Annotated in this window: 3 protein-coding genes; 2 read left to right on the forward strand and 1 reads right to left on the reverse strand. The window is 53.1% G+C overall.

The genetic code is table 11. The features are described from left to right. Nucleotides 1–1,667: choice-of-anchor B family protein (locus V7D78_RS16475; RefSeq protein ID WP_333609548.1), on the reverse strand; the 1,667-nt coding region annotated here is incomplete at its 3' end. 83 nt (nt 1,668–1,750) lie between these two features. Between V7D78_RS16475 and V7D78_RS16480 the strand changes: the two genes are divergently transcribed. Together V7D78_RS16480 and V7D78_RS16485 are read left to right on the forward strand one after the other, a co-directional pair. Beyond that, entirely contained in the window at nt 1,751–2,497 is a 747-nt protein-coding gene (locus V7D78_RS16480; RefSeq protein WP_333609549.1) for an MbnP family copper-binding protein, read from the forward strand. Continuing rightward, nucleotides 2,494–3,620: MbnH family di-heme enzyme (locus V7D78_RS16485; RefSeq protein ID WP_333609550.1), on the forward strand; the 1,127-nt coding region annotated here is incomplete at its 3' end. The genes V7D78_RS16480 and V7D78_RS16485, both read left to right, overlap by 4 nt.

The raw sequence follows: 3,620 nt of genomic DNA on the forward strand, positions 1-3,620 counted from the left end.
CTGGTTTGATCACGCAGCACATATAAACCACTGTTGATATCGCTGCCAATAACCAAACCAGAGGGTAAATAAGGGTACACCCCCCACATGCCATTGAAAGCGGCACTGTTGGACGCCGGAAAAGTATCAAAAAATCCCGCTTCAACTGGCCGGGTGGGGTCAGTAATGTCCAGTATGGTCAGGCCACGCTGGTAATTTGACATGTAATAGCGGTTACCCCGCACAAAGCCATTATGATCGATAGCACGGCTGGGCCCGGTAAAGGTGCCCGCTAATACCGGCGCCGTTAAATCGCTTAAATCAAATACCCGCACTGTGGTATTTAAGCCATGCTGCACTTCATCCAGCTCGTCGTGCACCAGCAAATACTGGCGGTCTTCTGTCCACCAGCCGGAATGCACATAGCTGGCAAGCTGATAACTGACATCAGCAAGTTGCCGGTTTCGCTCAGTATTAATATCCCACAGCTTGATGTTTTGCTCGTTAAAATCGAACAGTACCAGGCACTCTTCACGCTGGCAATAATCGGCGGCACGCTGATCATTCACCCGCATCGACACCACATCATGGCTGTAATCGCTGCGCGTTGCAGCGCTTTGCAGCCAGTTCACACTCAGTTGTAATGGGTTGCTTAGACTGTAGCTGGACACGGCGCCCCCTTGCGCCGGTTGGCCAACAATATGCAACGCAGCTTGCTGGCCATTTAGGGCAACATTAGTGGTGTAATCAACGCCACTGATATACAAATTATGCGCAGAAGTGGTGGCATTATCAGTTCTGACTAAACGCACGCTGTTGGGCAAATCATTTAAATCAATAATCTGAATACCATTGTTGGCTTCAGATGACACATAGGCATAAGCCTGCCAACGGCCTTTCTCGTTATCAAAAAACTGCAACACCTTAATATCACGCCAGGTGGTATTAGTGCCGGCAATGGTGCCCACTTCCTGCGGTTGCGCCGGATTAGCCAGGCTGACCACAGCTGTGCCGTTATTCAGGCCAATTAACGCATACTCAGTACCCGAGTTCAAATCGGTATGGCCCCAGATATCATTAGCGGAGCTGGGCGCCGAGCTAAAACGGCTCAGGGCCAGATGCGCCACTAAATCAATATTTGCGCAGCTAAACACCCCTGCTTTACCCGCCTGACAGGGCGCCGCCGTTTGATTTTGCGCTAAAGCACTGTGTGCGGCTAATTGCTCAGCCATTTGTGCACTGACAGTTAACTGCGCCTTGCCATCTGTGAGCACCAGAAAACCACGCTGTGTTAAGCGCTCAATAAACTGCGGCGGCACACCACTAAGCCGGGTGTGGTTGAGTTGCGGGGCTTGCTGCAAGAAATGATCAAAGCTGTTGTAGCCACCGAGCACCGGCACTATGTCACTGAGTAATAACAAGGCATCATCGGCACTACCCAGGACATAATGGCCGGCAGCCACCAGCACTTTATCGCCTTTTCCGGCCTGAGATAACGCATAGGCAATAGTACGGCAGGGCCTTAACACTTCAGTGCAGCGGCCGTTATCACGGCCGTGTTCAGCCACAAAGCGGGCCCGATCATGTTCAGCATGTGCCTGCAGTAAGCCACTGTAACTGCTCAGCAACATGGCAAGCAGCGCTATGCCCGACAGGCTTAAAGTGCTTTGATTTTGGCGCTGATCCATCATAGCTCCGGGTATTTGTGTGGGTCGATCTTTAAAGCAGTTTAGGGTATTGTTAACCCAAATGTCACTTAAAAATTCCTTTTATGAAAAGCGCATTCGCTGCAACCTGGCAGCTATTACTGACATGCTCAGCGGCACTGCTCAGCGGCTGCCAGCCGCAACAGGTCACACCCACAGTATTAGCAGTGTCGCTCAGCTGGCAACAGCAAGCTATCAGCTGCGACACCCCTGTTAAGTTGCAGCAGCAAGCCTGGCGTTTACAGCACTTTGGCCTCTATTTAACCGATTTCAGCCTCGACCAGCAACCACTGACGCTGGCCAGCACGCCATGGCAGCAGCCGGGTGTGGTGCTACTGGGCAGCGATTGCAGTGGTAACACTAACTGGCAGATAGTGTTTGACCAGCCACTAACGGCCGGCCAGCTGAGCTTTACACTGGGCATGCCGTTTGCACTGAACCATCAAAACCCACTGACTGCGTCGGCACCACTGAACAACAGCGATATGTTCTGGAACTGGCAGTTGGGTTATAAGTTTTTACGGTTAGATTTACAAGGGCCTGAGCATGGCTGGGCCTTTCATCTGGGCTCGACCGGTTGCCAGTCGGCCAGCGTGCTGCGCCCCCCCACCAGCCCCTGCCAGGCAGCCAATACTGTGGTTATTACCCTGGATTATCTGCCGGGCCAACACCTGCAGCTGGATTTGGCTGCGTTATTGGATCAGGTGGCACTAAACCGGCACAGCAGCTGTATGTCGGATAGCCAGCAGCAAAGCTGCCAGCAGTTACTACACAATGTAACTCAGCCTGAGATATGGTCTGTACTGCCATGAATCTCCTTGTGCGGCTATTAATGTGTATCGTTTTACTGTCTGTTTGCTTCCTTTTTATCGGCTGCCGCCAACCAGCATCTGCGGATAAGGCCAGCGAATGGCACTGGCCTTTACCACAAGGCATGCCACTGCCCCGGGTACCGGCAGAAAACCCGATGAGTCAGGCCAAAGTGGAGCTTGGCCGCTACTTATTTTATGACAAGCAGCTGTCAGCCAATGGCCGGCAAAGCTGTGCCAGTTGCCATCAGCAGCAGTATGCTTTTGCCCAGCCTTTAGCGCGTTCAGTGGGCAGCACAGGTCAGCCATTGCGGCGCAATGCGCTGGCGCTGGTCAATATTGCCTATAACAACACCCTGACCTGGGCCCATGATGGTATCACCGACATAGAACAGCAGTTATTAATCCCGCTGTTTAGTACCGAGCCCATCGAGCTGGGGGTCGGCGGCCATGAAGCCGAGGTTTTGCAACGGTTAGCACGTGCGCCCTACCCACAGTTATTTCAGCAGGCCTTTGGCAACAGTGAGCCACAGCTACAGCAGGTGGTATTGGCGCTGGCCAGTTTTGTGCGCAGCTTAGTGTCCTTTGGCTCAGACTTTGACCGCTATGCCTATCAGCAGGATGATCTGGCGCTCAGCCCGATACAAATTGACGGCCTGAACTTATTTTTCTCGGAAAAACTGGAATGCCATCATTGTCACGGCGGCTTTAACTTTACCCAGGCCACCAGCCACAGCCGCCAGCCACTGGATTTGCGGCCCTTTCATAATATTGGCTTGTATTTAACTGAGCGGCAAGAGCTGCCGGAGGCCGGCTACCCAGCGCGTGACCGGGGTCTGGCCGAAATAAGCATGCAGCCGCAAGATGACGGCCGCTTCCGTGCGCCGACGCTGCGTAATATCGCCTTAACGGCGCCCTATATGCACGATGGCAGCCTGGCCACACTGGAGCAGGTTATCGATTTTTATGCCGCGGGCGGCAGAGTGATTACAGAGGGGGAACTGGCCGGCGATGGCCGCTTACATCCGGCAAAAAGTACTTTTGTCATGGGGTTTGAACTGAGCGACGGCGAGCGTGCTGCTTTGCTGGCTTTTTTGCATGGCTTAACCGATCAGCAGTTTATCAC

Origin of the sequence: Arsukibacterium sp. (assembly GCF_036735525.1) — a bacterium.
In the GTDB taxonomy this organism is placed as follows: Bacteria; Pseudomonadota; Gammaproteobacteria; order Enterobacterales; family Alteromonadaceae; genus Alishewanella.